General features: G+C 71.9%; 24 protein-coding genes and 3 pseudogenes. 12 read left to right on the top strand and 15 right to left on the bottom strand.

What is annotated here, in order from left to right; all coding sequences use genetic code 11:
• Positions 1 to 95: 95 nt before the first annotated feature.
• The 3 genes from IG02_RS0134985 to IG02_RS0134975 form a co-directional block, all read right to left on the bottom strand.
• Entirely contained in the window at positions 96 to 899 is an 804-nt protein-coding gene (locus tag IG02_RS0134985; RefSeq protein WP_030757547.1) for an SDR family NAD(P)-dependent oxidoreductase, read from the bottom strand.
• A gap of 38 nt (positions 900 to 937) precedes the next feature.
• Positions 938 to 1,696, bottom strand: a complete 759-nt coding sequence (locus tag IG02_RS0134980; protein WP_030757544.1) for an SDR family oxidoreductase — start codon at positions 1,694 to 1,696, stop codon at positions 938 to 940.
• Between the two features lie 353 nt (positions 1,697 to 2,049).
• The gene (locus IG02_RS0134975; RefSeq protein ID WP_078855063.1) at positions 2,050 to 2,895 is read right to left on the bottom strand and encodes an oxidoreductase; all 846 of its coding nucleotides are present in this window, start codon (positions 2,893 to 2,895) and stop codon (positions 2,050 to 2,052) included.
• Between the two features lie 285 nt (positions 2,896 to 3,180).
• On the opposite strand from IG02_RS0134975, the gene IG02_RS0134970 reads away from it, so the two are divergent.
• Positions 3,181 to 4,098 carry a helix-turn-helix transcriptional regulator gene (locus tag IG02_RS0134970; protein ID WP_051766151.1) on the top strand — a complete coding sequence of 306 codons (918 nt, stop codon included), beginning with the start codon at positions 3,181 to 3,183 and terminating at the stop codon, positions 4,096 to 4,098.
• Between the two features lie 233 nt (positions 4,099 to 4,331).
• Positions 4,332 to 4,637, top strand: a complete 306-nt coding sequence (locus IG02_RS41945) for a hypothetical protein (protein WP_030757534.1) — start codon at positions 4,332 to 4,334, stop codon at positions 4,635 to 4,637.
• On the opposite strand, the gene IG02_RS41250 is transcribed toward IG02_RS41945, so the two are convergent.
• A complete protein-coding gene (locus tag IG02_RS41250; RefSeq protein WP_420707823.1) occupies positions 4,558 to 4,767 on the bottom strand; it encodes an aquaporin in 210 nt (69 codons plus the stop codon). The genes IG02_RS41945 and IG02_RS41250 overlap by 80 nt on opposite strands.
• On the opposite strand from IG02_RS41250, the pseudogene IG02_RS44055 reads away from it, so the two are divergent.
• From IG02_RS44055 to IG02_RS0134950, 3 genes and pseudogenes are all read left to right on the top strand, one after another.
• Positions 4,669 to 5,052, top strand: a pseudogene (locus IG02_RS44055) (AbrB family transcriptional regulator); the annotation flags it as partial. The gene IG02_RS41250 and the pseudogene IG02_RS44055 overlap by 99 nt on opposite strands.
• 68 nt (positions 5,053 to 5,120) lie before the next feature.
• Entirely contained in the window at positions 5,121 to 5,321 is a 201-nt protein-coding gene (locus IG02_RS43315) for an AbrB family transcriptional regulator (RefSeq protein ID WP_051766148.1), read from the top strand.
• Between the two features lie 278 nt (positions 5,322 to 5,599).
• Positions 5,600 to 6,040: pseudogene (locus IG02_RS0134950) on the top strand (IS5 family transposase); the annotation flags it as partial.
• 103 nt (positions 6,041 to 6,143) lie between these two features.
• Here IG02_RS0134950 and IG02_RS43310 read toward each other — a convergent pair.
• On the bottom strand, positions 6,144 to 6,524 hold the full coding sequence (locus tag IG02_RS43310; RefSeq protein WP_234315024.1) for a LysR family transcriptional regulator: 381 nt from the start codon (positions 6,522 to 6,524) through the stop codon (positions 6,144 to 6,146).
• A gap of 39 nt (positions 6,525 to 6,563) precedes the next feature.
• Between IG02_RS43310 and IG02_RS0134945 the strand changes: the two genes are divergently transcribed.
• Positions 6,564 to 6,779 carry an ester cyclase gene (locus IG02_RS0134945; protein ID WP_234315023.1) on the top strand — a complete coding sequence of 72 codons (216 nt, stop codon included), beginning with the start codon at positions 6,564 to 6,566 and terminating at the stop codon, positions 6,777 to 6,779.
• Between the two features lie 168 nt (positions 6,780 to 6,947).
• Here the strand turns inward: IG02_RS0134945 and IG02_RS0134940 are convergent.
• From IG02_RS0134940 to IG02_RS0134930, 3 genes and pseudogenes are all read right to left on the bottom strand, one after another.
• Positions 6,948 to 7,436, bottom strand: a pseudogene (locus tag IG02_RS0134940) (transposase); the annotation flags it as partial.
• Between the two features lie 136 nt (positions 7,437 to 7,572).
• Positions 7,573 to 8,445 carry a universal stress protein gene (locus IG02_RS0134935; RefSeq protein WP_030757525.1) on the bottom strand — a complete coding sequence of 291 codons (873 nt, stop codon included), beginning with the start codon at positions 8,443 to 8,445 and terminating at the stop codon, positions 7,573 to 7,575.
• Between the two features lie 43 nt (positions 8,446 to 8,488).
• The gene (locus IG02_RS0134930) at positions 8,489 to 9,484 is read right to left on the bottom strand and encodes an Acg family FMN-binding oxidoreductase (RefSeq protein ID WP_030757522.1); all 996 of its coding nucleotides are present in this window, start codon (positions 9,482 to 9,484) and stop codon (positions 8,489 to 8,491) included.
• A 274-nt stretch (positions 9,485 to 9,758) separates the two neighbouring features.
• On the opposite strand from IG02_RS0134930, the gene IG02_RS0134925 reads away from it, so the two are divergent.
• Positions 9,759 to 10,445, top strand: a complete 687-nt coding sequence (locus IG02_RS0134925) for a CBS domain-containing protein (protein ID WP_030757519.1) — start codon at positions 9,759 to 9,761, stop codon at positions 10,443 to 10,445.
• Entirely contained in the window at positions 10,442 to 11,311 is an 870-nt protein-coding gene (locus tag IG02_RS0134920) for a universal stress protein (RefSeq protein ID WP_030757516.1), read from the top strand. The genes IG02_RS0134925 and IG02_RS0134920 overlap by 4 nt, the downstream gene beginning before the upstream one ends.
• 98 nt (positions 11,312 to 11,409) lie before the next feature.
• Here the strand turns inward: IG02_RS0134920 and IG02_RS0134915 are convergent, their stop codons facing one another.
• Positions 11,410 to 12,141: a response regulator gene (locus IG02_RS0134915; RefSeq protein ID WP_051766146.1), complete on the bottom strand. Its 732-nt coding sequence runs from the start codon at positions 12,139 to 12,141 to the stop codon at positions 11,410 to 11,412.
• Between the two features lie 174 nt (positions 12,142 to 12,315).
• Here IG02_RS0134915 and IG02_RS0134910 point away from each other — a divergent pair, with 174 nt between their 5' ends.
• Positions 12,316 to 14,064 carry a GAF domain-containing sensor histidine kinase gene (locus IG02_RS0134910; RefSeq protein WP_051766144.1) on the top strand — a complete coding sequence of 583 codons (1,749 nt, stop codon included), beginning with the start codon at positions 12,316 to 12,318 and terminating at the stop codon, positions 14,062 to 14,064.
• Positions 14,065 to 14,156: 92 nt separating this feature from the next.
• Here the strand turns inward: IG02_RS0134910 and IG02_RS0134905 are convergent, their stop codons facing one another.
• Complete coding sequence (locus tag IG02_RS0134905) at positions 14,157 to 14,585, bottom strand: cyclic nucleotide-binding domain-containing protein (protein ID WP_030757506.1); 429 nt, start codon at positions 14,583 to 14,585, stop codon at positions 14,157 to 14,159.
• Positions 14,586 to 14,841: 256 nt separating this feature from the next.
• Between IG02_RS0134905 and IG02_RS0134900 the strand changes: the two genes are divergently transcribed.
• Together IG02_RS0134900 and IG02_RS0134895 are read left to right on the top strand one after the other, a co-directional pair.
• Entirely contained in the window at positions 14,842 to 15,603 is a 762-nt protein-coding gene (locus IG02_RS0134900; protein WP_030757503.1) for an HAD family hydrolase, read from the top strand.
• Between the two features lies 1 nt (position 15,604).
• A complete protein-coding gene (locus tag IG02_RS0134895) occupies positions 15,605 to 18,004 on the top strand; it encodes a glycoside hydrolase family 65 protein (RefSeq protein WP_030757501.1) in 2,400 nt (799 codons plus the stop codon).
• 23 nt (positions 18,005 to 18,027) lie between these two features.
• Here IG02_RS0134895 and IG02_RS38100 read toward each other — a convergent pair whose 3' ends face one another.
• Complete coding sequence (locus IG02_RS38100; RefSeq protein WP_030757498.1) at positions 18,028 to 18,249, bottom strand: ATP-binding protein; 222 nt, start codon at positions 18,247 to 18,249, stop codon at positions 18,028 to 18,030.
• On the opposite strand from IG02_RS38100, the gene IG02_RS42370 reads away from it, so the two are divergent.
• A complete protein-coding gene (locus tag IG02_RS42370) occupies positions 18,149 to 18,373 on the top strand; it encodes a hypothetical protein (RefSeq protein WP_199814137.1) in 225 nt (74 codons plus the stop codon). The two genes, IG02_RS38100 and IG02_RS42370, sit on opposite strands and share 101 nt — an antisense overlap.
• Before the next feature lie 41 nt (positions 18,374 to 18,414).
• Here IG02_RS42370 and IG02_RS0134880 read toward each other — a convergent pair whose 3' ends face one another.
• The 4 genes from IG02_RS0134880 to IG02_RS0134865 all read right to left on the bottom strand — a co-directional run.
• Positions 18,415 to 19,101, bottom strand: coding sequence for a CBS domain-containing protein (locus IG02_RS0134880; RefSeq protein WP_030757496.1), 687 nt, complete (start codon positions 19,099 to 19,101; stop codon positions 18,415 to 18,417).
• A 35-nt stretch (positions 19,102 to 19,136) separates the two neighbouring features.
• Positions 19,137 to 19,841 (bottom strand): helix-turn-helix domain-containing protein, encoded by a 705-nt coding sequence (locus IG02_RS0134875; RefSeq protein WP_030757493.1) that lies wholly within the window; start codon positions 19,839 to 19,841, stop codon positions 19,137 to 19,139.
• A gap of 160 nt (positions 19,842 to 20,001) precedes the next feature.
• Positions 20,002 to 21,366: a chloride channel protein gene (locus IG02_RS0134870; protein WP_030757489.1), complete on the bottom strand. Its 1,365-nt coding sequence runs from the start codon at positions 21,364 to 21,366 to the stop codon at positions 20,002 to 20,004.
• Between the two features lie 21 nt (positions 21,367 to 21,387).
• Positions 21,388 to 22,104, bottom strand: a 717-nt coding sequence (locus IG02_RS0134865; RefSeq protein ID WP_030757486.1) for a cation:proton antiporter, incomplete at its 5' end; no start/stop codon positions are given.

Genomic DNA, 22,104 nt, shown 5'->3' with positions numbered 1-22,104 from the left:
ACGACTCCGACAACGCGGCAGGGGGCACCTCCCAGCGGTAGCTGGGGGAGTGCGTGCCAGGCGTCGCGAGCCAGGCGGGACTTTCGAAACACGCCCTAGTACCCAGGGCGCGGCTTGGCCTTGGTGGCGTGACGCGCGGCCTTGTAGGTCTCGGGCAGGAAGCGGTGTTCGATGGCGGTGCGCTTGGTGGCGGCGTCGCCGCCGACGACCTCGGCGCGTCCGTTCATCAGGGCGAGGAAGCCCTGGCGGGCGACCTCCTTGCGGCTGTTCTTCTTCATGCCGGGGCCGAAGGCGGTGTTGTTCATGCCGGCGCGGGAGTGGAAGTCGCTGTCGGTGGCGCCGGGCATGAGGCAGGTGACGGTGACGCCGTGTTCCTTGAGTTCCTCGCGCAGGCCGAGGGCGAACATGCGGGTGAAGGCGCGCGAGGGCCCGTACACGGTCTCGTAGGGGGTGGGCAGGGTCGCCGACAGCGACGAGGTGACCAGGATGCGGCCGCGGCCGTTGCCGGCCATGTGCCGGGCGACGTGCTTGGCCAGGTGGACGACGGAGGCCACGTTCAGCTGGATCAGGGAGAGTTCGTCGTCGAGGTCGGTGTCGAGGAAGGCGCCACCGATGCTGCGGCCGGCGTTGAGGACCGCGGCGTCGAGCGGTCGGCCAGTTTCCTCCACCGCGCGCCATACCGACTCGACGCCCTCGCTGTGGGAGAGGTCGGCGCGCACGGGTGTGACGTGGACGCCGTACCGTGCAAGGTCGGCAGCTGCCTGGTCGGTGTGCTCGCTGCGGCCGGTGGCGATCAGGTCGAAGCCGTTGATGGCGAACAACTTGGCGAGTTCGTGGCCGATGCCCGCGGAGGCCCCGGTCACCAGGGCGAGCGGGCGGTGGGAGGCGGTGCTGCTCATCAGAGGTGCTCCGTTTCCGTGCGGGGCTGGGGGTGGGTTCACCAGTCCTGGCGGGTGGGGTGGATGACGATGTCGTTGACGGTGACGTCGGCGGGCTGGTTGAGGGCGTGGACGACGGCGTCGGCCACGCGGTCGGGGTGGATGGCGCCCTCGTTGAGGTCCTGGGCGATCTGCTTGCCCTCGCTGTTGGGGACCTTTTCCGCCCAGCCGGTGTCGACGACGCCAGGGCTGATCATGGAGACCTGGATGCCGTGCGTGATGCCGACTTCCTGGCGGAGGCTGTCGGTGATGCCACGGATGAAGAACTTGGTGGCGCTGTAGACGCCGCCGACGTCCCCGACGCGGATGCCGGCCACCGAGCTGAGGTTGAGGATGTGGCCCGACTGACGGGCGATCATGCCGGGGAGGACGGCACTGATGGCGTGCAGGTAGCCGCGGAGGTTGGTGTCGATCATCTTGTCCCAGTCGTCGACAGCACGGTCGCACCACTTGGAGAGGAGCATCAGGCCGGCGTTGTTGACCAGGTGGTCGACGGGGCCGTACTCGCCGGCGGCGAACTCGATCAGGCCCTCGACGTCGTCCAGGCGGGTGACATCGGTGATGCGGGCGGTCGCGGTGCCCCCGGCGTCGCGGATCTCGGTGACCAGAGTGTTCAGCTTGTCCGCGTTGCGGGCCGCGAGGACAACACGGGCACCGCGCGCGGCCAGGGCCCGGGCGGTGGCCGCGCCGATGCCGGAGGAGGCGCCGGTGATGACGCTGACGCGGCCCTGGAGGTGGTTGTCGTGGCTGTCTGCCATGGTGACTCTCTCCTTAACGCTTAGCGGTGTTCAGTCCCATTAGGCGGTGCGTGCGCGGGTGTCGAAGTCGAGGAACATGCGCAGGAAGCCCTCCGGGTTCTCCTCGGGCACCCAGTGGCCGGCGTCCTCGACGAGGTGGCCGGTGACGTGAGTCGCTCGGGATGAGTCGCTCCGGCCAGGGCGGTGATCACAGTGCGGGCCGCGGCCTGCCGTTTCTCGTGGGCGGGAGTGGTGTGCGTGCTCATCGGTTCGGCTTTCGTGCGATGTGCGGGTGTGGCGGCGGGGCCGCCGGGGTGCGCCGGCTGGCGACAGGCCGTACGGCGTCGTCACCGGCCGGCGCACCCGGCTTGAGGTCAGGCGTCGAAGTCGGCCGACTTGGTCAGTGCCTCGTTCGCGCGGATCTCGGCGAGCATCGACTCCAGCTGCTCGATCGCCATGCTGTACGCCGGGGTGCCCAGCAGCAGGCGCTGGGGAGGGATGTCGGCGGCGAGTGCGGTGATGATCGCCCGGGCGGCGGCGCGGGGGTCGCCGGGCTCCTTGCCGGTGTCCGCGCGGAACGCGGCACGCGCCGCGCCGCCCGTGTCGGCGTAGTCGGCGATCTCCCGCTCGGGCAGCGTCTCGTTGGCGGAACGTCCGGCCCAGTCGGTGCGGAAGGGGCCGGGCTCGACGAGCAGCGTGGTGATGCCCAGCGGGGTGACCTCCTGGCGCAGGGCGTCGGTCAGGCCCTCGACGGCGAACTTGGTGGCGGCGTAGTAGCCGACGGCCGGGAAGGCGCGCAGTCCTCCGATGGAAGAGAAGTTCACGATCGTTCCCGAGCGGCGCGCGCGCATGCCCGGCAGGACGGCACGGATGACGTCGGACAGGCCGAAGACGTTGATGTCGAAGATCCGGCGAATTTCTTCGTCGGTGCTCTCCTCCACGGCGGCGAAGTAGCCGATGCCGGCGTTGTTGACCAGCACATCGATGCCGCCGAAGTGCTTCTCGGCAGCCTCGACGGCCTCCCTGACCTGCGCGGCGTCGGTGACGTCGAGGGGCAGGGCGAGCGCCTGGTCGTCGCCCTCGACGAGATCCTTGACCTGGGCGACGTCGCGGGCGGTGACGACGGCGTTGTGGCCGGCGGCAAGCACCTCCTGGGCCAGGGCACGGCCGAAGCCGGTCGAGCAGCCGGTGATGAACCAGACCTTCTGCGAAGCAGTCACGATGCGGATCTTCCTCAGAACGGGCGCACCCCTCCCACGACGGTCACAACGGGTGACGGTGACGGGGGCGCTGTGTACGGGGTGAAGCGGCGCCCGCCCCAGCCTGTGCCCCAACACGGCAGGCGGGCCGCGGACCCTGTGAAGGTCACTGCGATGGCCGCCCCACCATTCATGCACGCAGAAAAGCAGCCGGCCAAGCCGTGAACGGGGGCCATTGCTGCCGGGGAAAAACCTTCCCCCCCACGTCAGTGGAGCCGCGCCGCATGCCGGGGAACACTGGCAGTCATGGCGAACAATGCCGAGGAGATCAAGAAGTTCCTGCGCACCCGGCGTGACGCGGTCCGCCCCTCCCAGGTCGGCCTGGCGAACTACCCGGGCCGACGGGTACCTGGCCTGCGCCGCGAAGAGGTCGCGCAGCTGGCAGGGGTCAGCGTGGACTACTACACCCGCCTGGAGCAGGGACGGCTCACGAGCGCCTCCGAAGGCGTCATCCTCTCCATCGCCGAGGCCCTGCAGCTCACCCAGGCCGAGACCCAGTACCTGCGCGACCTGCTGCGCCCCCAGCCCCGCCGCGGCAAGGAAGAGGCGCCGCCCCAGCAGGTGCGGCCCGATCTGCTGCGCATGCTGAACGGGCTGCACGACCAGCCCGCATTCGTCCTCGGCCGCCGCAACGAGGTCCTGGCCTCCAACGACCTCCTCGACGCGCTGTTCACCCCGTTCAACCACCGCCCGGCCAATGAGCGCAACCTGCTGCGCTGGATGCTCCTCGACCCCGCCGCCCGCTCCCTGTACCTCGACTGGGCACAGGTCACCTCCGAGGTCGTCGGCGTGCTGCGCGCCGAGGCAGGCCGCAACCCCCACGATCCGCAGATCGCCGAATTCGTCGCCGAACTGCGTTCGATATCGCCCGAGTTCCGCACCTGGTGGGCCGAGCGGACCGTCGTCGAACGCACCTGGGGCACCAAACGGTTCAACCACCCCGTCGTCGGCCGCCTCGACATCACCTACGAAGCCCTCACCCTGCCGGGCGACCCCGACCAGATCCTCTTCGTCTACGCCGGCAAGACCGACGACGACCTCGAAAAACTGCGCATCCTCGCCAGCTGGTACGCCCAGTCCACGCCCCACGCCGCCACCGCCGGCAAGGACACTGCCCAGTCGCAACGGGACGAGGCGGGCGAACAGGACTCCCGCCACGTGTAGACCGGTCATCACACCCTCGCGCGCATCCTGTCTGCTCTGCCCTCGACCAGCACCGCTCACATCCGCCTGCGTCATCACGCCCAGCACCGCTCACCTGCCATGACCGCGGTGATCCGCAGCAGCGTCCGCTTCCCCGCAAGGCCGCCGGCCCGCCCGCCCTCTTCCCGTAGCCCGCCACCCACCGTGGCCGACTCGACCCCGAGGCCATCTCGGCACCTCTGCCCGAACACCGGGTGGTTCCGCTCAACGAACCTGACGCTCCGCAGCGGCAACTGCGCAGGGGCGCGGCGATCCGCCTCGTCCAGATGACCACTGGCTGCTCCCGCCGCTCCGCTGCCTTGTCCCTCCAGATCCCTCTCGGCTCGCTCCACTCCGCCACCATCAGCATCCAGACATGGCAGAAGGAACCGGGCAACGCTGCGGCGTACCAGAGCGCCCTCCACCGCGTTGCCGAGATCGTCATGGCCGAAGCGTCGCCCTCGTGGATGCCCAGCGGGGAACTCGCACAGGGCGGCCGCCGCCGGCGCGGCGGCCCGTGAACCAGGCAGCGAGGGCGACCGCTGGATTGAAGTGCGCTCCCGACACCCCTCCGAGCAGGGCTGTGAGCGCACCTGGCCCGAAGACGGTGGCCAGGGCGTTGGCCAACAGACGCAGCCCGGGCTCCTCCACCTCGTGGCCGGATCGGACCAGCTCAGCGGGGTGCTGACGCTCGCGGCCGTCGCGGTCGTAGGCGTCCTGGGCGGGCGCAGGACGCGGCTTCCCACGCCCGCGCTGATCGATCCCATGCTGATGGCACTGGCCGCGACGCTCAGCGGTGCCCTGCCGGGCTTCGCTCCGGTCGGCATCCTGCAGAACGCCATATTCGTCCTCGTCGGTCTCGATGTGGGTGTGCGCTTCACCCGCGAAACGCTCGTACGCGTCCGGCGGCTGCTGCCGTCGATCCTGGTCGGTATGACTGCCGTGTGCGTGGGGTGTGCCGGGCTGGCCTGGGTCTTCGCCCAGGCCAGCCCGGCACGCCCGTCATGGACGCCTACCTGGCCACGACGCCCGGAGGAATCAATGCGGTCCTCGCGACGGCGGTCTCCGGGCACGCGGATGTCGCGGTGGTCTCCACCGTGCGGAGCCTGCGGCTGCTGCTCGTCGTCCTGGTCACGCCCTTGATCACCCGCCGGCTGGCGGCGATGGGTCCGCGGACCGCGGGCACGGCACGTGGCTACTTGTAGCGAATGGGCCGCGGTACCGCCTGGCACAGGTTGTAGGGGCCGTCCAGGGGCGTCCAGGCCAGTCCCAGATGAGCGCGTAATGCCAGGTCAGGGCATTCTGGTCCGGGGGAGTCGACCCAGTCGGTGATAGGAGTGTGAGAGCGGGGTGCGACGAGAAGCCCGCGGGTGCGGCCCGGCGGGGCTTCTGAGGACTCCTGGCAAAATGAGCCGCTTCCCGCCTTGGATGACAGGTTGTCAGCCGACGTTGTGCCTCCGTCTGATGGACGGCGGGGTGTGGCATGGGGCAGCGCAGGCCGTGGGAGGTCGAGGACGGGCTGTGGGAGCGGATCGCTCCGCTGCTGCCGGTGACCGAGCGGCGTATCCGGTACCCGGGGCGCAAACGGCTGGAGGAACGGCGGGTACTCAACGGGATCCTGTTCGTGCTCTGCACAGGGGTCCCCTGGGAGTTCCTGCCGCAGGAGTTGGGGTACGGCTCGGGGAGCACGTGCTGGCGCAGGCTGCGGGACTGGCACCAGGCTGGTATGTGGCAGGCCCTGCACGAACTGCTGCTCGCCCAGTGGCGGGCGGCTGGCCAGCTGGACTTCTCGCGTGCCGCGGTGGACGGCTCGCACCTGCGGGCTATGAAGGGCGGTGCGAAGACCGGGCCGTCTCCGGTGGACCGGGGCAGGAGCGGCAGCAAGCACCACGTGATCGTGGAAGCGCTGGTTCCGCCGTCTGCGCACCCGTTGGGAGATCCGCGATGACCTCCACGAAGCCTTCCTCACCCTCGGCGGCGCCATCATCTGCTGGCGCCGCCTGAAGACCTCTGCTTCCTAGGAGCCCTCAGGCGGTTCCTGCAGGCAGGCAGCCTGGTTCTGCAGGGCTGTCACCATCGCCTGTGTCTGAGCGGAAGGGCGCGGCCGGGTCACGGCGACGGTCGCGCGGCCGGGCCAGTAGGTGTCGGTGACGGCCACGGCTCGTACGCCCGTCGGCAGGGCCGGTAGGGCCAGGTCGGGGATGACCGTGATGCCGGTCGCGCAGGCCGGCGAGCTCCAGCTCGGTCGCCGCCACGTCGGCGAGAACCTCCATCGCGCGGCGGACGAGCACCTGGCCTGCCGGTGTGAGCGCTACGCCGCGTCGTGTGCGGTCGAAGATCGGCGCTCCGGCTGCCGCCTCCATGGCAGCGACCTGGCGGGAGACGCCCGACTGTGTGTAGCCGAGCATCTCGGCGGCCCGGGTGAACGATCCCGCGGTGGCGACCTGGTGGCCCACCTGGCCTGCCAGACGTGGATCGAAGGCACATTCGCCCGTGAGTTCACCCAGTCACCGGTCGGCCCGTTGCCGCCCAACGGCAAACGCGTCGTGTTCGACCTGATCAACATCTTCCGCTTCGACGACCGGGGACGCCTCATCGAGGAGTGGGTGCGCGTCGACAATCGCGGAGTCTTGCGCCAGCTGGACGCCGAAGGAAGCTATTAGCCTCGATCTTGCGTGACGGTCCGCCGATGGAGTCGGTGGGCCGTTTCGTTTTGGGTGGCTGGTGAAGGGCAGGTCAGGGGCCCGGGTGTCGCTTCGGGTGGGCGCCGGGTTCCACTGCTCCGGACTGAGCTGGTGTTCTCGTAGGGGCGGGAACGTCGGTGTTCAATCGGGGTGGGGCCGTTCCTTTCGGGTGATCAGCCGCATGCCCTGCGGCCAGTCGGCAAGGACGTCACCGGTGAGCTCGGCAACGCATGCGCCGTCCCGGATCTCGCTGTTCACCTCGGCCGGGGTCCAGGCGGACGCGGGGACTTTCAGCACGTGCTGGTGGATCGCGTCGGTGGCCGTCATGCCGACCGAGTGGGACAGCCACCGTCCTCGTTTCGCGAGCCAGGAGACGAAGTCGTGGGTGCCGCCGGCGGAGTCCGTGCGGATCAGCGTCTGGCGCCCCCGCCGGTACTTCTTCGGAATCTGCGCGAGCGCGAGTTGGGCGGTGGTGATGTGGTCTGCGGTCACGAGGACTCCTTCGAGATCGATGACGACCTGGCCCTCAGTGTCCGGGGCGTTCTCGCCGGCCAACGACCAGGCCCGGTTGCGGACTTCTGAGCGTGCGGACCGGATGGCCTGCAGGGCTTTTTCGCCGGAGGCGCCGAGCGTGTCGTGCCCGGTGGCCGTCATTCCGCGTGCCTGACCGGGCCCGTCAGCGCCGTCCCGGCCGCTCGGCAAGGCCGGGACGGGGCAAGGAACAAGCGTGGAGTTCGGCGCGTCGAGCGTGGAGTTCGGCCCGAGCGTGGATTCAGCGCTCTGGCACCACCGCCACGGGACAGGCGGCGTGGTGCAGTACCGCGTGGTTGACACGGCCGAGTTGCAGACCGGCGGCGCCCAGCCGCCGCCGCGCGCCGACGACCAGCAGATCCGCGCCGTCCGACTCCTCGATGAGCGTCTGGTGCGCCGTGCCCTGCACGACCTTCCGCCGGAGCGGTACTCGGGGGTAGTCGGTCCGGACCACGCCGAGGACGCGGTCCACGCACTCGTCGGCCTCCTGCCGATAAGCGCGTTCCTGTTCACCCCCGAGAAGGGGGTAGGGCATGCTCTCGTGGGCCGGACAGCGCCAGGCCCGTACGGCGAGGAGTTCGCTGCCGCGTGAGCCTGCCTGGGCGAGGGCGAAGCGAGCGGCCACCGTGCTCCCCGTGGTCGCTCCCACACCGAGAACGACTCGGTCGAACGCGCCCCTGCGGTTGGGTTCCTCGCCGCGGACGACGACCACCGGGCAGTGGGCCCGTCCGGCGAGGGCCAGGCTCACCGATCCGAGGAGCATGCTCAGGATCGGCCCGTGCCCACGTGGCCCGAGCACCAGCAAGGACGCCTCGTCCGCCTCTCTCAGAAGCGCGGTCACGGGATCGTCCGGCTGGACCGCGGTGGTGGCCTTCACGCCTGGCGTGAGCCGCTGCACACGCTGCTCCGCCGTGGCGACGAGGTTCTCCGCGTACACCTGCTGGGACGGCCGGTCCGTGCCGATCGACGGACGTACCCCTTCGTAGTGTTCCCACAGGGAGGCGTGGACGAGCCGGAGGGGAGTCCCGGAACGCTCCGCCTCGGCCGCGGCCCAGTCGACGGCCTGGAGACTGCCGTGTGATCCGTCCACTCCTACGACCACGGGAGATTCCATGTGGTCCACCGCCTTCCCTTCCCCGCTGTCGGTTGTCCTGCTGTCAGTCCTCGAATGTCAGAACCTGCTTCACGGGACGGCGTGGTGTCGCGGGCCCGCCGGGGCCGTCGGTGCCGTAGCCCAGGCGGAGCACCATCTGGACCTGGCCCGAGCCCGAGATCGGGTCGCGCATCACCCAGCGCAGTTCCGGCCATTCCAGGGGCTGGGTGGCGAACGAGGCGCCCAGCCCGAGCAGCGTGGCCACGAGCAGGACGCGCTCGAGGGCCTGGCCCGCGCGCAGCCAGTCGGCGGGCCCGTCCTCCCGGGTGCCCAGCAGCGCGATCTGGGGACGGTCCTCGAAGCTCGCGACGGCTCGTCCCGGCACCGGCTCGTGGCCCGCGAAGTCCCTTACCGGGGCCGTCCCGGCCCCCACACGCGGGCCGAAGGCGTGTTCGGGTATGCCGTCGGCCGGCCTGTCGGCCCCGGAGGCCCGGGTCCAGCGCTCGGTCTCCGCCACCTTGTCCTCGTCCATGTGGTCGTAGCACTCGGCGTCCCGGATCTGGTCCAGTACGTTCTGCAGGTGCGCTCCTGCCGGGAAGGCGAGCGTCGCGCCCTCGTGGTGCGCCGCCTGTGCGAGCGCCTCGCGGACATCGGCCGGGATGCGCCGGTCGGCGAAGGGACACCGGCTCGTGTGCCGCTCGTGTATCGCGGAATGGAGCACGGCCAGCCCCTCGGTGGCCCCGGTCGGCGCGGCGAGCCGCACCGACGCCAGGAGCGCCGGCGCGTCCGGATCGGGCAGCAGGGACGTGTCGGGTCGCCATCCGGCGTGCTCGGCGGCGGTCCGCAGGTTCAGCAGGGCCGCGCCGCAGCCGATGTGCAGGCCACGGTTGGCGGGATCGGCCCGGGGGAGCGCGCGCTCCAGGTCCGCGTAGAGCCCGAAGGTGCGCGTAGCCGACGCGTAGTCGAACCGCCAGGGCTGTGCGTTGTGCATCGACGGCGCGGCCGTGGCATCCCGGACGAAGTCGGCCACCGCAGTCTCGTCGATCGTGCGTGCGGACACCGCCTGACCTCCTTGTCGTCAGCCCTTCCCCGGACGCCGCGTGTGCGGCGTCCACTCCTCCAGCCTCGTGACCGTGGTGGGACGACGACAGGGCCGGTAGGGCCCGACCTCTGGTCCCGTCGGCCCCTCCGGCGGGCGTGTCGGCCGGCTGCCTGGGCCGTCCGCCGGGCGATGGGGCCGGGTGGCTCATGCCGCATGGCCCGCCGTGGGAAGACCATGGAGAGACGACCGTGCCCCGGTGGCCGGCACGTGCCGGGACGGAGGGAGCGTGACCATGAAGCACCGCACGATCGGTGAACTGATGACCCGCAACGTCGTGAGCGTGTCGCTCGACACGGTGTTCAAGGACATCGCCAGACTCCTGGCGGACCACGACATCAGTGCCGTGCCAGTCGTCGACGGCGCGGGACGGCCGGCAGGCGTGGTGTCGGAGGCGGACCTGCTGCGCAAGGCGGCCGACCGGTCCGATCTGACCGGCAGGACACCCGTGCCGCCTCTGGAGGCGTGGGAGCGCGCGAAATCCGAAGGACGCACGGCCGGGGAGATCATGTCCGCGCCGGCCGTCTGCGCGCACCCGGAGTGGACCGTGGTGGAAGCCGCCCGTCTGATGGAGGTGCAGAACGTCAAGCGGCTTCCCGTGGTGAACGAGGCGGACGAACTGCTGGGCATCGTCAGCCGCAGTGACCTGCTGAGGGTGTTCCTGCGACGTGATCAAGCCATCGAGGACGAGATCTCGCACGACATCCTGGCCGGGACGTTGGGCCTGGCACCGGGCGCGGTCACCGTCGACGTCAAGGGCGGCGAGGTGTCGCTGCACGGAACCGTGGAGGACAGCCGTCTGGTTCCGGTCCTCGTGCGGTTGTGCACCGGCGTCGACGGTGTCGTCTCCGTGTCCGAGCGGCTGACGTCGCGAACCGCCCCTGTCGGTCCGGCGAACGCGGCACACGGTGCGCCGTCATGACGTCCAAAGTGATCACTGTGGGGCTGGACGCCTCGGAGGAAGCCCTCGCGGCAGCCCTGTGGGCGGCCGGGGAGGCGCGGCTGCGGAACGCCACGCTGCACCTGATGCACGCCTGGATCCTGTTGGCCCCGGAGCCGGAAGGGGCCCCGCCCCGTGACGATGACCAGAACTACTGGGCCCGGTGGATCGTCGACCGGGCGTCCGAGAGGGTCCTGGACCGGTACCCGGACCTCTCGGTCAGCGAGGAACTGGTCCCGGAAGAGCCTGCCGCCGCTCTGCTGCGCGCCGCCTGGGAGTCGGACCTGCTGGTGCTCGGATCCCGGGGAATGGCTCCTGTCGCGAGCTACTTCCTCGGCGACATCGGTCTGCGGGTCGTCACTCGTGTCCAGGCCCCGCTGGTGCTCGTACGCCCCGACGACGGTGGCCGGCCCGCTCGCGGCGAGGGCGGTGTGGCGCTGGGGCTGAGCCTGCACGGACCGTGCGACGGGCTTGTCTCGTTCGCCTGCGAGACCGCGACGCGGTGGGGAGCGGCTCTTCGCGTGGTGCACGGCAGGAGCCTGCCGGCTCCCGCGTACACCCGTGGCGGTGTCGATCCCGCCAAGTCGGCGGCGGTCGCCGAGGACGCGCGGACCGAGCTCACCGCGTTTCTGCGTCCTTGGCGGGAGAGGTTCCCCGACCTTCCCATGACCACTGCCGTCACGGCCGAGGGACCGGCGCGCGCGGTCCTCCGGACGGCCGCCGACGCCGGACTGCTCGTCCTGGGAAGGCGACGGCGCCGTCCCGCGCTGTCACCTCCCGTCGGGCACGTTCTCCAGGCGGCCATGCACCACGCCGCATGCCCCGTCGCCGTCGTACCCCACGATTGACGTGCCTGCCCGGACCCCGCCCGAGCCCTGCCGCGTGCGGTCGGCCGGGCGCCCGGGGACGGGAACGGCACCCGCCGGGACGTCGGGCCACCGGCCTGTCACGACCGGCGCGAGCCCGGCCCGGGGGGAGACGCGTGGAGGTGACCGGCCTCGGGGCCCGCCGCCTGCGTGGCCAGTACGGCGGCCTGGATCCGCCGTTCGACCCCGAGCTTGGCCAACAGCCGGGAGATGTGGTTCTTGACCGTCTTCTCCGAGAGGTAGAGACGTCCGCCGATCTCGCGGTTCGTCAGCCCCTCCCCGATCAGACCGAGGATCTCCTGCTCCCGGGGTGACAGTTCCGAGAGCGAGCCCGGCTCCTCACCCGCCCCGTCCTCCTCCCCGCGCAGACTGCTCATCAGCCGTGTCGTGGTCGCCGGGTCGAGTATGGACCGGCCGGACGCGACGGTACGCACCGCGCCGACGAGGTCCGAGCCCTTGATCTCCTTCAGGACGTAGCCGGCGGCGCCGGCCATGATCGCGTCGAGCAGCGCGTCGTCGTCGTCGAACGAGGTGAGGATCAGGCATGCCATGCCGGGCATCAGGGAACGCAGCTCCCGGCAGACGGTGATCCCGTCGCCGTCGGGCAGCCGGACGTCGAGCAGGGCCACATCCGGCCGTACCGCCGGTCCCCGGACCAGTGCGTGATCCATTGAGCCCGCCTCGCCGACGACCTCGATGTCGGGCTCGGCGTCCAGGAGGTCGCGTACGCCGCGCCGGACGACCTCGTGGTCGTCGAGCAGGAACACCCGGATACGGGGCGGGGGCGGTGGGGGAGCAGGTCGCTCGTTCATGGCGCTCCTCCGCGCAGAGGTGCTCGGTCCCTTCCCCATGATGCCCCGCGCGGACCACCCCGGCCAGGGCGAACGGTCCCCGGCGGTCTCGGCGTGCACCCACGCTCCCGGACGCTACGGTGGAGTTACGTCGGGACGGAACGCCAGGCCCCGGGCTCGTCCCGTGGAGGAACCGTGGCCGAGGACAGGAAGACCCATCGCGAGGACCTGGCGCGATGCCCGACCGTGCTGTCGGACGCATTGCGGTCCCACCTGGACGTCGTGGCACACGGCTCCCCGGAACCGGCCCGGCAATTGCTCGAATCCGTTCTCGTGATCGGGCGGGACCTGGATCTGTCCCACGTGCTGCGGCGGATCGTGGACGCCGCCGTGCGGGTGGTGGACGCGGAGTACGGGGTACTCGGCATCCTCGGCGAGGACGGCGGGCTCGCTCGCGTCCTGCACAGCGGTACGTTGCGGACGGACGCCGTGGCACGCCTCCCGGACGGCCTCGCAACCCCGGGCGAACCGGTCCGCTCCGCCGAGCCGTTGTGGCTGACCGAGCCGGACGAGCCGACCGCCCGGTCGGTTCGTCCGGCCGGTCACCCGGCCTCGTGCCGCCTTCGGCCGGAGCGCGCGCCCGGGCACTCCCTCCTCGGAGTTCCGATCACGGTGCGCGGCACGGTGTTCGGCACTCTCCGTCTCACCGGCAAGCGAGGTGGGAAGGGCTTCGGCAAGCAGGACGAGGCGGTTCTTTCCGCCCTCGCGGCGGCGGCCGGTACGGCGATCGAGCATGCGCGGCTGTATCAGGAGGCGCGGGACGGCCGCCGCTGGCGGGAGGCCGACGCGGAGATCGTCGCCCTGCTGCTCTCGGGCGCCGACGGTACGTCGGTGCTGCGCCGGATCGTCGACAGCGCGCGGAAGATCCTCTCCGCGGATCTGGGCGCACTGGCGTTCCCCCATGAGGACGGCGCCCTCCGGGTCGCCCTGGCGACCGGGGTGGACGCCGAGAGCCACCAGGGGCTGGTGATCCCCCGGGAGGGTTCGTTCGCCGGAGCCGCCCTCCGTGCCGGCGAACCGCTCATCAGCCTGGATGTCGAGCATGATCCGAGGATCACCGTCGGTCCTCCGCGGTGGGCGGGGCTGGGGCCGGCCGTCGCGATGCCGATGACGGCCGAGAACGAGGTACGAGGGGTCCTGCTGTTGGCCCGGGTCCACGGCGGGGATCCGTTCACCGAGGCCGAGACGGCGCCACTGCTGTCGTTCGCCGGGCACGTGGCGCTCGCCCTGGAGCTCGGCGAGCGCAGACGCACCACGGAGAAGCTCACCCTCCTGGAGGACCACGAGCGCATCGCCCGCGATCTCCACGACCTTGCCATCCAGCGGCTGTTCGCCACGGGGATGACCCTGCAGAGCATCGTGAGGTTCACCGAACACCCCGCCGCACGCGAACGGCTGCTGCGCGCGGTGGACGATCTGGACGAGACGATCAAGATCATCCGATCGGCGATCTTCGGTCTGCGTACCCTCCGGACGAGCCGGACGGACCGGGGGCTGCGTGCCCGGGCCACCGTGGCGGTCGAACAGGCGGCGAGCCCGCTCGGCTTCATCCCGGCCCTGCGTATGGAGGGGTTGATCGACACGGATGTACCGCCGGATGTCGCGGAACACGTCCTGGCCGTGCTCCAGGAGGCTCTGAGCAACGTGGCCCGGCACGCCCGGGCGTCGGCCGTGCGGGTGTCCCTCACGGACCGTTCCGGCCGGCTCACGCTGACCGTTTCGGACAACGGGACCGGGATACCGCCCGACAGTCGCCGGAGCGGCCTGGACAACCTCGCGCGGCGGGCGGAGAGCCTCGGCGGCACCCTGACCACCGAGGTGCCCGAGGGCGGAGGCACTCGTGTCGTGTGGACGGTGCTGTTGCACTCCGGCGGCCGAAGGTAAGGGAAGCGGGACGGCACGGGGACTGGGCGTGCCGGATGACGGTGGCCCCCTCCCGGGGGCCAAGGACGGGTGCGGCCGCTCCGCCGGTGGGCTCACAGGTCGAGCAGGCGCGTCCGGCTCAGCAGCAGTCGACGCGCCACCACGTCCCCGACGCACCGGTACATCGCACGCCCGAACACGGGGTCGGCCTCGGTGAGGGCGCGGACGACGGTCGCGTCGTACTCCTCTGCCTCGACTCGACGGACGGCCTCCGCACCCAGGTGCCAGGTGTAGGGAGGGAAGAGCCAGGACCAGCCCAGAAGCGCCCCGGGTCCCAAGAAGTCGACCACGGTCGTCCGCCGTCCGGGGACGCGCGCGTGCAGCGCGACCTGTCCGGAGCGCACGATCCAGAAGTGGTCCGCCCACGCGCCCTCCTCGAAGATGCCGGCACCGGCCGGGAAGGTGACCTCCCGGGCGATTTCCCGCAGCCGCTCGCGGCCGTCAGGGGGCATCTCGTCGAACAGGTTCCGCGTCAGGGTCATCCTCGTGCACCTCGTCCGGTACGCCGCTTCGGTCCCCTCCCAGCGTCGAACGTCCATGCGTGCCACCGCGTGGGCTGACCGGCCCCGGCCCAGTGACCGGAGGTCCCGGCCAAGGCACCCCGTATGGCACCGGCGCGCGCGTCGGGCCGGCGGGGGAGTATGGGCGTGGTCTTACCGGCTGAGAGGTGCACGGCGCGCAGTCGGCCGCGCCCTGTGATGCCATGGGGAAGCACACCTCTCACGGGAGGGAGCGGCCATGACCACCGCGTCGCCCCTGGCGCCGTGCCTGCGCACCGTGCGGGCCGTCGTATTCGACACCGACGGGGTCGTCATCGATTCGGCCGGTCTGCACGCCGAGGCGTGGAGGGGAGCCTTCGACGCGTGTCTGGCGGCCGCGGGGCAGGACCGCGGATTCGACCTGGTGGCCGACTACCGCCGCCACGTCGACGGCAGAGCGCGTCTGGACGGCGCCGCGTCGTTCCTGGCCGCTCGTGGACTGTCCCTTCCGCCGGGCGAGCCCGAGGACGCGCCGGGCACGACGACCGTGGCGGCCGTCGCCGCGCGGAAGGAGGAGTTGTTCACCGAAGCCCTGCGCGCGCACGGTGCCGACGCCTGGCCCGGCACCGTGCGGCTGCTCCGCGCACTCCGGCGCGAGCGCGTGCCACGGGCCGCGGTGTCCGCCTCCCGCCATGCCGGGGAGCTGCTGGCGAAGGCCGGCGTACTGAAGCTCTTCGACGTGGTCGTGGACGGTGGCGAGGCACGTCGGCTGCGGCTGCCGGGGAAGCCCGATCCGGCGCTCTTCACGGAGGCGGCCGGGCGTCTCGGCGTCCCGGCCGCGGCCACTGCCGTCCTGGAGGACGCGTGGGCCGGCGTCGAAGCGGGGCGGCGGGGCGGCTTCGGGCTGGTGATCGGTGTGGACCGCACGGCCGACGGGAGCGGCGCGCCCGGTCTGCTCCGGCACGGCGCCGATCTGGTGGTCGCCGACCCAGGCGAGTTGCTCGGTTCGGGGAGCGAGTGAGATGAGGGCGTGGAGCTGGACGTACGAAGGCTACGACCCGGAGTCGGAGCGGTTGCGGGAAGCCCTGTGCACCCTGGGCAACGGCTGCTTCGCCACCCGTGGTGCCGCCTCCGAGGCGCTGCCCGGGCCGGCGCACTACCCGGGCACCTACGCGGCCGGCTGTTACAACCGGCTGGTGTCCACCGTGGCCGGGCGGCAGGTCGAGAACGAGGACCTCGTCAACCTGCCCAACTGGCTGCCCCTGCGCTACCGCATGCGCCCCGAGGGCGGGGAGCCGGGGCCGTGGCTGTCCCCGGACGGTCCCCAGCTCGTCCGGCACCGGCAGACGCTGGACCTGCGGGGCGGGACGCTCACCCGCCGCTCCGTGTACGAGGACGCCGCAGGCCGGGGCCTCGGTGTCGAGCAGGTCCGGCTCGTCCACATGGGTGATCCTCATCTGGCCGCGCAACGCACCACGTTCACCACGACGGGATGGGCCGGGGAAGTGGAGGTGGAGTCGGGGCTCGACGGGGACGTGCGCAACGACGGCGTCGAGCGCTACCGCGATCTCGCGAGCCGGCATCTGTGCCGTCACCGCACCGGTGCCGAGAGTGCGGACACGGTGTGGCTGCGCTGCCGCACCGTGCGCTCCGGCATCCGGATCGCCCTGGCGGCGCGCACGCGCCTGGACCGTCACCCGACGGCTGTCGTCCGCACCCGGCTCACCGCCCGGCAGGCCGTCCAGACCGTCCGGTTTCCCCTCGGCCGGGGGGAGGCCGTGTCCGTCGACAAGACGGTCGCGCTGTACACGTCCCGCGATCCGGTAGCCACCGGCCCCCGGGACGCGGCGGTCGGCGGCGTCGGCCGTGCGCCGGGCTTCCCGGAACTGCTGGCGTCGCACCACCGTGCCTGGGACCACCTGTGGCGTCAGGCCGAACTCGACGTGCCGGGCGAGGCGGGCCGGATCCTGCGGCTCCACCTCTTCCACGTCCTGCAGACCCTGTCCCCGCACACCGCCGGCCTGGACGTCGGGGTGCCCGCCAGGGGACTGCACGGTGAGGCGTACCGGGGACACGTCTTCTGGGACGAACTGTTCGTCCTGCCCTTCTTGAACCTGCACTTCCCGGAGATCTCCCGGGGACTGCTCGCCTACCGCCACCGGCGGCTGCCGGCCGCCTGCCGCGCAGCCCGGGAGACCGGCCGGGGCGGTGCTCTGTACCCGTGGCAGAGCGGCAGCGAGGGGAGGGAGGAGACGCAGCGGCTCCACCTCAACCCGCTCTCCGGCCGTTGGCTGCCCGACCACTCCCGGTTGCAGCAGCACGTCGGCTCGGCGGTCGCCTACAACGTCTGGCGGTACTGCGAGGCCACCGGCGACACGGCGTTCCTGCACGCCGAGGGCGCGGAGATGCTCCTGCTGATCGCCCGGTTCTGGTCGGGGCGCGCGGTCTGGGACCCCGGCCTGGCCCGCTACCGCATCCGTGGGGTCGTCGGGCCCGACGAGTACCACGACGCCTACCCCGGAGCCCGGGAACCGGGCCTGGACGACAACAGCTACACGAACGTCACCGCCGCGTGGGTACTGAGCAGGGCGCTCGACCTCTGCCGCTCGCTGCCCCGCGACCGGATCGGCGGGCTCTTCGAACGCCTGGGGATCGACGCCGGCGAACCGGAGCGCTGGGGCGATGTCGCTCATGGCCTCCATGTGCCGTACCACTCCGGGGTCCTGAGCCAGTTCGCGGGATACGAGGACCTCGCCGAACTCGACTGGGAGGGCTATCGGAGGCGCTACGGTGACATCCGCCGGCTGGACCGGATCCTTGAGGCCGAGGGGGACACCGTCAACGCCTACCGGGCCTCGAAGCAGGCCGACGTGCTGATGCTCGGCTACCTCTTCTCCCCCCGGGAGCTCACGGGCCTCTTCCGACAACTCGGCCACCGGCTCGACGACGACCTCTGGCGGGCGACGGTCGACTACTACCTGCGCCGTACCAGCCACGGGTCGACGCTCAGTTCGCTGGTCCACGCCTGGGTACTGGTCCGTGCGCGGGGTCCCGACGCGTGGCGGTACGCCGAGGAGGCCCTGCTCGGGGACGTGGCCGACGTGCAGGGCGGCACCACCGCGGAGGGCATCCATCTCGGTGCCATGGCCGGGACCCTGGACCTCGTGCAACGAGGTCTGACCGGGCTGGAGGCCCGGGACGGCGCGTTGTGGCTCGATCCGGCGCCACTGCCCCAACTGTCGAAGTTCCGGCTCGGCGTGCGCTACCGGAACCACCGGAACGTGGACCTGCGGATCAGGGCCCAGCGGATCCGGGTCGCCGTACCCGCCTCGGACGAGCGGCCGGTGCGGATCATACTCATGGGCCGGGAATCCCTCGTCGCCCCCGGAACCGCCCGTTGGCTCGATCTGCCCGGCCTGTGAACGGCAGGGGCGGCCCGGCCCACTCACCCGTCGGCGTCGGGACCGTCCGGCCGTAGGACGGGAAAGTCCAGCGTGAATTCCGTGTGCCCGGGGCGGCTCGTCACCTCGGCCGTGCCCCCGTGCGCCGTGACGACGGCGAGCACGATGGACAGTCCCAGACCGGTGCCGCCCGAGCCGCGTGACCGGCTTCGGTCGGCCCGTACGAAGACGACAGCCGACGCGTACGCCACCGCGGCCTTCGCCATGGGCCCGGCCGCGAGGAACTGGCTGGAGACCCTCGACGGCCATGAGGGAATGGGCGTTCTGCCGGACGGCCGGTCCTGGCGGACACGGGGCTTTCCCGGCGTCGTACCGGCGGGACCGGACTGAACTCGCCCGCCCGTACCGCGAGCGGGAGGCGCCCCCGCGGCTCAGAGCCGAGGTCCCGCGGCGGGCCGGTCCGCCTTCCGGGCGAGCGGTCCGATCAGCTCGCACTCGACGTCCACGACTCCCTCGACGGCCCGTGTCAGCCGTGCCACCACCGGAACGAGCGCCGTGTCCGGAATTCCGCCGCGAAGGGTGACCACTCCGTCCGTCACCGTCACGGTGATCCCCGCGCGGGAAACCGGGAACAGGCGTCCGACGACGTCATCGCGGACCTCCTCCGCGATGTCCTCGTCCGTGCGCAGGAAGACCTTCAGCAGGTCGGACCGGCTGACGATCCCCTCCAGCCGGCCCGCGCCGTCGACCACGGGCAGCCGCTTCACCGCCCCGCGTGCCAAGGTCCGCGCGGCCTGGGCGAGTGTCGCGTCGGTCCGCACGGTCAGGGCGGGGGCGCTCATGAGCTGCTCGGCCGTCACCGAACCCGCCTTGCGCAGGTCGTCGAGACGGTTCATCTGTTCGCGGCGGCTCGGATCCGCGTCCCGGTACTCCTCCTTGGGCAGCAGATCCGCCTCCGAGACCACGCCGACCACGCGCCCGTCGCCCTCCAGCACCGGCAGGGCGCTCACCTTCCAGCCGTCCATCGTCTCGACGATTTCCTTGAACCCGGCCTGCCGGTCGACGGCCACGACACGGTGCGTCATCACATCACTCACACGATGCGGACTGCGGGACATGGTGCCTCCTGCGTCGAGGCCGCCGACGGGGGCCGTCAGGTCTGCCGGGGGCCCGACGGCGCGACGTCGATGCGGCGCCCGGTGATGTAGTCGGGAAAGATCTCGAACCAGAGATGCCGTTCACCGCCCGCCCAGGGTTCGGTGAACGCCTGCTCGTCAAACCCTCGTGCGGCCGCGTCCCCCGTGACCGCGTGAGCCATACCGACGACGTTGACGCTCCATCCTCGGCTCAGCGCTTCGTCGAAGTGATCGACCTCGAAGGCGACCTTCTGCCCGGCGGCAGCGGCAGCCGCCGTGCGCGGCGCCGTCCGGTACGCGATCGCTCCGCCGATGACGACGTAATTGACGGGAATGACCGCGGGCCCGCGGTGTGTGGAGACGGCCACGCGTCCGACGCCGTGGGTGGACAGCAGCGCACGGCACTCATGCGGTTTCAGCACCAGCAGTTCCGCACGGGGTGACGCCTCTCCCAGCCCAGTGGGAAGATCCATGCCGCCGCCGGCCAGTTCGGGCACGGTGGTCTCCAGCGCCTCGGCCAGTCTGAGCAGGAACCCGACCCCCGGTACCGCCTGCTGCTCCTCCATGTAGGTGATGTATCCGGGAGCCGACCCGGCCCGCCGCGCGACCTCTTCGACGGAGAGTCCCAGCTCGGCGCGGCGGGCACTGACGCGCCGCCCGAGATCGCTGCCTCCGTGCGAGGCCACGCCTCCGCCCCGGTCACTGTGTGTGTGGTTGTGCATGGTGCATCCCGTTCTCCGACCTGGACACGCTCCGCCGCGCCACGTCCGCAGCTCTTCGGGTCACCTTCCATGCAAACACCGCCGATACGGCACCCCTAGGGCTGAACGGCCCAAGCCGGGGTCCCGACAGGCCCTGCCGGTCCGCCCGCGTTCGGCGGCGTCAGCCCACCGGCGGAGAACCACGGGCGGGAGCGGCGGCGGGCGGCCCCGCGGAGGTGCCCCGCGACCGCCGTCGGGAGCGGAGGAGTTCCCCCACGACGAAGGCCACGACGGAGGCGACGATGACGAGTGGCATCTGCCCCGGTGCGTCCGGCCCCAGCAGGAGCGTCGCCAGGATCGACGCGGTGACGGGGAGCCGGGTCACCGCCGCACCGGCGGCGGCCAGCCCCACCGCCAGCCCCGACGTCACCCCGAAGCCGGGCAGCCCCGCACAGATCGTCGTCAGCGCCGAGCCGAGCGTCAGCGCCGGGAAGACGGCTCCGCCGCGGAGGGCTCCGAGCGAGACCGTCCAGGCGAGGCCCTTGAACAGCAGGAGCCAGGCCAGTACCGGCACGGGCCAGGCCGTGGGGCGGGCAGCCAGGTCCGCGAGCGCCGCCTGGCCCGAGAGCGCCGCCTCCTCCGGCGAACGGCCGGTGCACAGGGCGTAGCCCGCCAGGAGTACTCCCACGGCGAGCGCGCACAGTACGGTCCGCGAGGCCGGGCGTCGCAGTGTCCAGGCGGCCGTCCCGCGACCGCCCCGGGTCGCCGCCACCACCCCGCAGGCGATGGCCGCGGCGAGGAGCACTCCCCACAGGAAGTCACCCGCTCCCAGCGTCCCGGCAGGTGGCACCGAGGGGAGGGCCAGCGTCCCGGTGTCGAGACCGGACCAGTCGCGGAAGCCGGTGACGACGAGGGCCCCGATCCCGCTCGCCAGCAGGCAGGGCAGGACGAGTGCGATGAGCCGCGGTCCGCCGAGCCCGGCGGCCTCGAGGATCAGCACCACCGCGATCAGCGGATTGCCGAAGACCGTGGAGATCGCGGCGGCTCCTCCGGTCGCGCTCACCACGGCGTCCAGGCCCGGGGCGCCGTCCCGTCGCCGGGCTCGGGCGGCCAGCAGGGCCAGCCCGCCACCGATCGCCAGCAACGGGGCCTCGGGCCCGAGCACCGCCCCGAAGGACAGGCTCACCAGTCCGGCCAGTACCACCCCTGGCAGGGCCGCCGCGGAAACGGGTTCACCGACCGTCCCATGGGCGGGGACGTGCCCGCCACGGCCCGGGAGCCGGGCGACGACACCGGCCACCACCGAACCGGCAACGGCCAGCAGGGGAAGCGGCCACCACCACGGCGCCCGCGACCATCCCCAGTGATGCGGCAGCTCGGCCCAGAGCCAGTGCTGCACAGCGTGCTCCAGGGCGAGGAAACCGAAGGCGACCAGGGAGACCGGCACGCCGAGCAGGGCGGCGAGGAGCAGCAGTTTCCCGTACCCCGGATCACGGAGCACCCGGTGCAGTGCCCGTTCCCCACCCGGTTCCTCCGCCTGACTCATCGGCTCCTCGTCTCGTCCGTCTCATTTCCGGCGTTGGTGTCCGGCGGCCAGGCTCCGTACCGGCAGTTCCTCCACCGTCCGGTGCCGGTCCGGGGCGTGCGCGGACGCCGCCGCGCCGTAGCGCCGGGCCAGAGGCCCGGAGGTGGCCCCATGGGCCAGGACGCTGAGCAGCACCGTGCAGACCACCACCGGCACGACCGCGCGCGCGGCGGACGCGTCGAGTTCCTCGACGGCCAGCAGGCCGAAGATGACGGAGGCCAGCCCGCGCGGGCCGAACCAGCCGACGAAGACCACCGTGCCCCGGTCGAGGCCGCCGCCGAGCAGGGCCAGGGCCACCGGCACCATGCGCAGCACGGTCAGGCTCAGTCCCGCGTAGACCAGCGCCTGCCACGTCAGGTGCGGAATGGCCGCCGGGAGGAGAACCGCTCCGAACACCAGCCAGACGAGCAGGGAGAGCGCCGACGCCGACTGCTCGGCGAACCGCAGCTGCCATTCCGGGGCGCCTTCCCCGTACGCGGTGCCGAAGCCCAGCCCGGCCACGAAGGCGGCCACGAAGCCGTTGCCGCCGAGCGCGATGCTGGACGTGTAGCTCAGCAGCGCGAGCGCGAGCACGGCCGTGACCGCGAACTCCTCGGCCGCCCATCCCCGGCGCAGCGCGCGGCGCAGCAGCCGGCCGGCGGCCAGTCCGAGAGCGGTGCCGTAGCCGATCCCGATCAGCAGTTCCAGGAGCGCGCCGCC

Origin of the sequence: Streptomyces sp. NRRL F-5135, from assembly GCF_000719775.1 — a bacterium.
Lineage (GTDB): Bacteria > Actinomycetota > Actinomycetes > Streptomycetales > Streptomycetaceae > Streptomyces > Streptomyces hebeiensis.
Note: the sequence above shows the minus strand (reverse complement) of the source record. Positions and strands in the feature narration are given on the sequence as shown.

Coding starts and splice junctions, on each gene's coding strand:
- IG02_RS0134915 (WP_051766146.1), bottom strand. CDS start 12,141: ATGAACGAGCGACCTGCTCCCCCACCGCCCCCGCCCCGTATCCGGGTG.
- IG02_RS0134895 (WP_030757501.1), top strand. CDS start 15,605: ATGAGGGCGTGGAGCTGGACGTACGAAGGCTACGACCCGGAGTCGGAG.
- IG02_RS38100 (WP_030757498.1), bottom strand. CDS start 18,249: ATGGCGAAGGCCGCGGTGGCGTACGCGTCGGCTGTCGTCTTCGTACGG.
- IG02_RS0134935 (WP_030757525.1), bottom strand. CDS start 8,445: ATGGAATCTCCCGTGGTCGTAGGAGTGGACGGATCACACGGCAGTCTC.
- IG02_RS0134875 (WP_030757493.1), bottom strand. CDS start 19,841: ATGCACAACCACACACACAGTGACCGGGGCGGAGGCGTGGCCTCGCAC.
- IG02_RS0134970 (WP_051766151.1), top strand. CDS start 3,181: ATGGCGAACAATGCCGAGGAGATCAAGAAGTTCCTGCGCACCCGGCGT.
- IG02_RS43315 (WP_051766148.1), top strand. CDS start 5,121: ATGGACGCCTACCTGGCCACGACGCCCGGAGGAATCAATGCGGTCCTC.
- IG02_RS0134925 (WP_030757519.1), top strand. CDS start 9,759: ATGAAGCACCGCACGATCGGTGAACTGATGACCCGCAACGTCGTGAGC.
- IG02_RS0134920 (WP_030757516.1), top strand. CDS start 10,442: ATGACGTCCAAAGTGATCACTGTGGGGCTGGACGCCTCGGAGGAAGCC.
- IG02_RS0134870 (WP_030757489.1), bottom strand. CDS start 21,366: ATGAGTCAGGCGGAGGAACCGGGTGGGGAACGGGCACTGCACCGGGTG.
- IG02_RS0134980 (WP_030757544.1), bottom strand. CDS start 1,696: ATGGCAGACAGCCACGACAACCACCTCCAGGGCCGCGTCAGCGTCATC.
- IG02_RS0134985 (WP_030757547.1), bottom strand. CDS start 899: ATGAGCAGCACCGCCTCCCACCGCCCGCTCGCCCTGGTGACCGGGGCC.
- IG02_RS43310 (WP_234315024.1), bottom strand. CDS start 6,524: ATGCTCGGCTACACACAGTCGGGCGTCTCCCGCCAGGTCGCTGCCATG.
- IG02_RS0134905 (WP_030757506.1), bottom strand. CDS start 14,585: ATGACCCTGACGCGGAACCTGTTCGACGAGATGCCCCCTGACGGCCGC.
- IG02_RS0134880 (WP_030757496.1), bottom strand. CDS start 19,101: ATGTCCCGCAGTCCGCATCGTGTGAGTGATGTGATGACGCACCGTGTC.
- IG02_RS0134900 (WP_030757503.1), top strand. CDS start 14,842: ATGACCACCGCGTCGCCCCTGGCGCCGTGCCTGCGCACCGTGCGGGCC.
- IG02_RS42370 (WP_199814137.1), top strand. CDS start 18,149: ATGGACAGTCCCAGACCGGTGCCGCCCGAGCCGCGTGACCGGCTTCGG.